At 75.2% G+C, this 6946-nt stretch carries 4 protein-coding genes and 1 pseudogene; 1 reads left to right on the top strand and 4 read right to left on the bottom strand.

Going from position 1 to position 6946, the window contains the following annotated elements; translation table 11 throughout:
* The 4 genes and pseudogenes from CR470_RS34580 to CR470_RS34565 all read right to left on the bottom strand — a co-directional run.
* Window positions 1-323, bottom strand: a pseudogene (locus CR470_RS34580) (bifunctional serine/threonine-protein kinase/ABC transporter substrate-binding protein); the annotation flags it as partial.
* Window position 324: 1 nt separating this feature from the next.
* Complete coding sequence (locus CR470_RS34575; protein ID WP_097871380.1) at window positions 325-2505, bottom strand: bifunctional serine/threonine-protein kinase/ABC transporter substrate-binding protein; 2181 nt, start codon at window positions 2503-2505, stop codon at window positions 325-327.
* 8 nt (window positions 2506-2513) lie between these two features.
* Window positions 2514-3284, bottom strand: a complete 771-nt coding sequence (locus CR470_RS34570) for a hypothetical protein (protein ID WP_097871379.1) — start codon at window positions 3282-3284, stop codon at window positions 2514-2516.
* Between the two features lie 185 nt (window positions 3285-3469).
* Window positions 3470-4309: an alpha/beta fold hydrolase gene (locus CR470_RS34565; protein ID WP_097871378.1), complete on the bottom strand. Its 840-nt coding sequence runs from the start codon at window positions 4307-4309 to the stop codon at window positions 3470-3472.
* A gap of 165 nt (window positions 4310-4474) precedes the next feature.
* On the opposite strand from CR470_RS34565, the gene CR470_RS34560 reads away from it, so the two are divergent.
* Window positions 4475-6943 (top strand): GTPase-associated protein 1-related protein, encoded by a 2469-nt coding sequence (locus tag CR470_RS34560; protein WP_143663937.1) that lies wholly within the window; start codon window positions 4475-4477, stop codon window positions 6941-6943.
* The last annotated feature ends 3 nt before the right edge of the window (window positions 6944-6946 follow it).

Below are 6946 nucleotides of genomic sequence, written 5' to 3'. Positions count from 1 at the left end.
TGTATAAGAGACAGCACCACCTCGGCCAGCGAGGGCCCGGGGACGAACGCGGTCGCCAGCCACGGCTCGCGGGCCTCGGTGTCCGCGCCGAGTACCGGAACCACCCACGGGCCGGTGATCCGGGCGGCGGCCTCGGCCTCGCGACGGAAGCGCGCCCGGAAGCCGGGATCGGCGGCGTGCTCGGCCCGGATCACCTTGACGGCGGCGAGCGCCCCGCCCGCCGTTCGCGCCAGGTAGACCACCCCCATGCCACCGGCACCGAGCCGGACGAGCGTGCGGTACGGGCCGACCGTGCGGGGGTCTTCGGTGCTGAGGGGCCGCACGTCAGCTCTTCGGCTTCGGGGCCGGACCGAGGTAGCGCAGGCCTCCGTCCTTCACCTGGTACAGGTGGGCGTCCTGGCCGACGAGTTGCTGCCGCTTCTCGTCGAACGCGTAGGTGCGGGAGACGCCTTCGTACCGGGACGCGGCGATCGCTGCGGTGAGCTGGGAGCGGGTGGGGCGGCCGTCGCCGGAGGGCGTGGCGCTCGCCGTCGCCTTCTTGGCTACGGCCTCGGTCAGGGCGGCCAGTTCGCGGGCGACGAGCCCCGCCACGTCGTACGCCTCGGCCGACCAGGCGGCGGGCGCGGCGCCGAAGCGTTTGCGGTGGGCGGCGGCGAACGTCGCGGCGGCCGGGGCGCTCGCGTCGGTGAACGGTGCGACGAACTCCCAGCCGTCGGCCGCCGCGCCCGCCTGTTCCAGGAACTCCGGTCCCATGACGGTGTGCTGGGCCATGCGCGGTCCGGTGTAGGAGAGGTCGGCCAGGATGCGGGCGACCCGGGAGGCGCCGGCCGCGTCACCGGCGTAGAAGAGGGCGTCGCTCCGGTGGGAGAGGAGGTCGGTGACGACCGGGTCGAATACGGTCGTCCCGGCGGGCACCACACGGGGGCGGGTGGTGCCGGTGGTGAGGCTGGGCGCCATCAGGTTCGTCGCATAGCCCGCCTGGTAGGACGCCTGCCCGCCGGCCCGGTCGATCAGGATGCCCAGCCGCTCGACGTCGGGGCGCAGCAGGAGGCGGTGGACGATGGGGAAACAGAGGGAGGCGTAGGAGGGGGCGGCCTGGAAGAAGGAGCCGTTGGCCCGGGCGGGGAAGGCGATCTGGAGGGCGGACACCGTCAGGACCGGCAGCACCGCCTCGTCGTACGCGGCCAGGGCCGCACCGGCCGCCGCGTCGCCCGTGGGCCCGATGACGGCGACGACCTCCGGGTCGCGGGCGAACTCCTCGGCGACGCGGGCGGATCTGGCCGGATCCCCCTGGTCGTCGAGGACTTTCACGGCGAGCCGGAACGGCTGGTCGTCGAGGGAGTTGAAGCGGTCGACGGCGAGTCGGGCGCCGCGTTCCTGGGCACGTCCGGCGGTGCTCAGAGGGCCGGTGAGGTCGGCGTGCACGCCGATGATCCGGCGGCGTCCACCGGAAGCTCCGTCCCCGCCGCCGTCGGCTTCGTCGCCGATGAGGCGTACGGCGGCGAAGGCGCCCGCACCGAGGGCCACCGCCCCGCCCGCCGCGAGGAACAGGAACCGCCGCCGGCCGGGGGCGGGTGCCGGCGGGCCGGACCTCTCGGTGACGGTGGGGTCGATGCCGGGCAGGGCCAGCACGGCGGCGGACCGTTCCGCGATGATCCGGACGACGTCCTCGGGCAGCCAGTCGGCGGTGGGCTCGGCCGGTACGTCCTCGGCCATCAGGGTGTCGAGGTCGGCGGCGGCCGGACGCTCACCGGGGTCCTTGGCGAGGCACCGGTCCAGGATGGCGCGCAGGTGGGCGTCGTCGATTCCGTCGAGGTCGGGCGCGTCATGGACGGTCCGGTAGAGAAGGGCGTCGACCGCTCCGCTGCCGAACGGCGGCCGGCCGGTGGCCGCGTACGCCAGCAGGCAGCCGAGCGAGAAGATGTCCCCGGCCGGTCCCGCGGTGTTCCCCGACGCCTGCTCGGGCGGGAGGAACCCCGGGGTGCCGACGACGAGTCCGGCGGCGGTCAGTGCGGTGGCGTCGACGGCGCGGGCGATCCCGAAGTCGATCAGCCGGGGGCCGTCGGCCGTCAGCAGGACGTTGCCGGGTTTGACGTCGCGGTGGACGAGCCCGGCCCCGTGCACGGCGGTGAGGGCGCGGGCGAGCAGCCGGCCGAGGACCGTGACGCTGCGCACGGGCAGCGGCCCGCGCCGGGCGACGACATCGGAAAGCGTGGGACCGGGGACGAACTCCGTTGCGAGCCAGGGGCGTTCGCCCTCCGTGTCGGCGCCGGTGACGGGCACGGCCCAGGGACTGTCGACCCGGCGGGCGGCCTCGGTCTCGCGGCGGAAGCGGGTCCGGAAGTCCTCGTCCCCCGCGAGTTCGGGCAGGATCACCTTGATCGCGGCGAGCGCTCCGGCGTCGGTGCGCCCGAGGTAGACGACGCCCATGCCGCCCGCTCCGAGGCGGCCCAGGAGCCGGTGTCCGCCGATGCGGGCGGGATCAGTGGGTCGCAGGTCGTCCATCGCCGGCCTCAGCTCTGCTTCTCGACGGTGTTTTCGAGCCGGGACAGCATGGCGCCCTGGGCCTCGTTGACCAAGGTGTCGATCTCGTCCTCGGTGCGTCCCTTCGCCCCCTTGCCGGTCACGGCGACGGTGAACTGGAGGGTCTGCGCCTGCTGCCAGGCGTAATAGTGCGGCCCGCCCAGTTCGGCGCTCCGATACTCCCCGATCTCGCTGAGGAAGTCCTCGGAGGTGTTCTGGGCGCTCTCGCCGCCGAGGAGCGCCCCGGCGACCATGGACCCGATCGTCTCGCCCCTGCGCAGTTCCTGGGTGGGGCAGCGCATGCTCTCCTCGATCGACTCCGCCATCTCCCAGGCGGCGTCCTCGCGGGTACGGTGCACGGTGACGACGGCGCCGAGGCGCACCGGCCCCTTTCCCTCCTCGGCCGGCAGCTCGAACGACCGGGTGAGGGTGGCCAGGACGCTGTACGCGGGCTTCCGCTGCTGCCAGACGCAGTCCTCGCCGAGCACGGGCCAGGTCGCGGGGTCGCTCTCGTACGGGCTCCGCTTCACCACCCCGGGGCCGAAGCTGTCGGGGCCGGCGATGACGCGGCCGATGAGGTCGCGTGCCTCGGCCGGGGTCTTCGGTAGCCGGGCGGGGTCGGGTACGAGCGAGGCCTCGGGCGCCGGCCCGGCACCGGTGCTGCCGCCGAGGTCCGGGCTCGCGCTCATCGAGGCGTCGCGCTTCTCCGCTCCCCCCGGGTCGTCCGCCGCGCCGGAGCAGCCGGCGAGCAGCACGGTCACCAGGGCCAGCGGCAGCGCGTACCGACCCCCTCTTAAGGGCACGTGACAAGTCACAGCGTTTCCCCGTTCCTCCTCGACGCCGCGTCGATCATAGGTTCGCCCGGTGCGGCAGGCGGGGGCCGATGAGGGACTGTTACCTCGTCGGGACATGCGCGGTGCCGCCCCCGGGGCGCCGGCACCGGCCCTCAGGCGGTCTCCGCCAGGAAGGCGCTGATGTGCTCGACGAGGGCATCGGGCCGGTCCCGAGGGATCAGCGTGTAGCTGTCGGCGACCTCCACCAACCGCCCCCGCGGCAGAAGTTCGGCGAGGCGCCGCCCGTGGTCGAGCGGCATCACCCGGTCCTCGGTCGCCCAGATCACCAGCGCGGGCCGGTCGAAGGTACGCAGTTGCTCGGCCCACCGCAGGAGTTCGGCCTTCTCCGGTACGCCGAGCACGTAGGCGCGCAGATCACGGCGGATCTCCGGGGAGGTCTGGAGCGGCCGGAACCACCGGTCCATCGTGGCGTGCGGGACGGGCCGCTTGCTCATCCATCCCCAGGTCATGGGCAGCCGTCGTGCGGGCCGCAGCCGGAGGAGGGAGAAGGCCGCCCTGATCCCTCCGGGCAGCCTGGCGGAGGCGACGAGGTTACGGCCGGGCAGCCCCGGCGGGTAGTTGTCGAACGCCTCGCACGACGTGATCACGAGACGCCCGATCCGGTCGGCCCGCCCGTCCGCGACCAGGGCCTGGGCACCGCCCCAGTCGTTCATCACCAGGGTCACGTCCTCCAGCCGGAGCGCTTCCAGGAACTCCGCGACCAGGCGGGCGACCCCGAGGACGGAGAGGTCGGCCCCGGCCTCCATGGGCCTGCGGTGTCCGCCGAGCGGCAGGGTCGGCACGATGCACCGCACCCCGTCCCCGAGCCCGGCGACCACGTCGTCCCACAGTGAGCCGTCCATGGCCACACCGTGCAGGAGGACCACGACGGGCCCGTCGCCACCGGTGTCGTGGTACTCGATCACGCCCGCGGAAAGCCTCACGTCGCTCATGGGGTCAACCTAGTGCCGGCCCTCGGGGCAGCGCCTGACGCAGCGTAGGGATTTCGTCCCCGTCCTTGATAACGTCGCCCCCGCGGCTGCGGACTTCTCCCCCGACCCCAGCCGTACGGGGGTGGGCACGGGGATCGGGCGCGGCAGGACGAAGAGGGCCGACAGATGAGCCTTGCACAGGTGCACTACACCTCCGCCGCGCCGGGGGACGAGGGAACGGCGGGCCGGTTCACGGCGGTCGGCCCAGGAGTGTCGGGGGCACTGCTGGCGGAGATCGAGCCCTTGGTGCGCTACGAGCTTCCCGGGGGCGTCCTCGACCGGCCCTCCGACGACGAACTGCGCTCACTGCCCCAGGCGTTCGGATACTTCGTCCTGTCCGACGGTAGCCGGCTGGTGGCCCGTTCGGCCCCGGTACGGGACGCGGGCCGTGCGGGGTCGGGCGTACGGTTCCACGCGCACGCGGTGCATCTGCCGCCGGGGGTCCCGCTGCCGGACGACCGACTGCCGGTCGAGGCGTGGCGGTCGCCTCACTGGGTGGCGGTGACGCCCGGGGGGCCGATGCCGGACCCGTTGACGCTGCCCCCGGGTCCGGCGGCGGTCTCCGAGGGCCTCGACGACTTCGCCGTCTCGCGCGGCCCCTGGCTCGCGGCCGTGCTGGCGGATCTGCGCCGGGCGAGCGACGCGGAGGCGGCCGACGGACGGCCGGTGGTACTGGTGGAGCGCCAGTGCGCGGACGTGGCCCGGTGGCTGGGGCTCGCGTCGGTCACCTTGCCGAGGGAGAGCGCGGAGCGGCTGACGTTCACCACGTACACCCGGCGGCCGGAGAGTTCGGCGTCGCGGGTGGTGGGGGTGTTGCCCGAGGACGCGGAGGCGGCACGAGCGGCGGGCCTGCGGGTGCACACGTGCGCGGGGTCGCCTCCGGCGGGCGGCGGCACGGGCGATGCGTGGGCGGCGACGGCGGCGCGAATCTGGCGGAGCCGGTCGCCGGAGCTGTTCAGTGAGGCGCGCGAGTTGCCCGGGGAGCCGTTCGCGGCGGGCCCGTTGGCCGTGACGGCGCTGTGTGCGGGGATCGAGCTGGGGCCGGACGGGCGTGCGGCGGCCGCCGGTTGGGCCGCCGATCGCCCCTACGCACTGGACGCCAAGCGCACGGGCCAGTTGGTGGAGGCCCTCACCTCCCCCGCCGTCGACGACCGTACGGGTCCCGAATTCGACGCGGCCGGAAGGCTGTTCGACGCGCTGGAGGGCCGCTGCCCGGCATCGGTGACCGCCCCGCTCGCGGCGATGCTGGTCACGGAGGCGGTACGGGGCGGCAACGGCTCGCTGGAACTGCCGCGCCGGGACGCGTTCGCGGGTCCGGAGGGGGCGGTGGTCGCCGAGCGGCTGGGCCCGGAGATCCTGACCGAGCTGGCCGACACGGTCGGATCGCGCCCGGTGGCGCGTACCGTGCAACTGCTGCGCGTGGCCCGGCTGCTGGGCGTGGACGGCACGGAGTCGCTGCCGGGGGTCGTGGACCGGCTGGCGCCCGCGCTGCTGGCGGAGGCGGCGGCGCACGAAGACCCCCCGGGCTTCGCACCGGCCCTGCTGGAGCTGCTGGACGAGCAGTTCGAGGTGCGGACGGCGCTGCTCGGCGCGCTGGACCGGCTCGCGCCCGAGGACCCCGGGGCGGTGGCCCGGTTCCTGGAGCGGGTCGCGCTGCCGTTCACGGGCACGCAGGCGCTGCCGCATCTGCGGATGTGCGCCGAGGTGCCGGAGGCGATGGCGACCCTGGGAGGTGACCGGGCGGCGGTGTGGCACCGGGTGCTGCGGGCGGCCGGCCTCTCCCCCTTCGCGGAGCCCCTGGTCCTGCGCACGGCGGTCGGCCTGGTGTGGGAGGACCGGGCCCCGACGGTCGGGGAGGCCCGGCTGCTGCTGGACGCGGCTACCTCGGACGCGCACCGCGCGGCCGGTACGTGGGCGCGCCTGGTGGACGCGGCGCTCAGCCCGTCCGCCGCCGGGGCGTCCGGCGGGGCGTCCGCCGCCGGTACGGACGAGGCGGCCGGGCTCGCCCACGACCTCCTGCGCGGCTTCCCCGAGGAGATCGGCGGCCGGGAGCGCGCCGGGCTCCTCCTGCTGGACCTCGTCCGCGAACTGCGCACCGGGGCACCCGAGCCCGGCTGGGCGGAGCGGGTACGCACGCTGTGCGCGCAGGCTGAGCCGGTCGAGCCGGCGCTCCGGGAACGGGCGTACGCCGCCCTGGTCGAACGCCTGCTGGCCCCGGACCGCCCGGGGGCCGAGCTGTACGACTTCGTCCACGGCGAGGACGCCGAGCTGATCGCCGCGTACGACCGCACGGCCCGCACCGCATCGGTACGGACCCGGCTGCGCACCCAGCCCGCCTACGCGGCGGACTGCTTCACCGTCTGGACGGCCCACCCGCACGCGGGCCGCGCCTGGCCGCCGGTGGCCGCCGCCCTGCTCGACGACGTCCTGCGCCCCGCCGTACGCGGCATGTCGGCCGAGGCCGTCGCGGAGGTCGAGGCGACGGTGGGCCGCACGGGCAGCAGCGGCCGGGCCGACGCCTTCCGGGACTGGAACCGGTCGAGCGCCCTGGGGCGGCTCGGCCGCCGGATCGCGGGGCGGGTGCGGCGGGGGTGAGCG

Origin of the sequence: Streptomyces sp. rh34 (assembly GCF_002551245.1) — a bacterium.
GTDB lineage: Bacteria > Actinomycetota > Actinomycetes > Streptomycetales > Streptomycetaceae > Streptomyces.
Note: the sequence above shows the minus strand (reverse complement) of the source record. Positions and strands in the feature narration are given on the sequence as shown.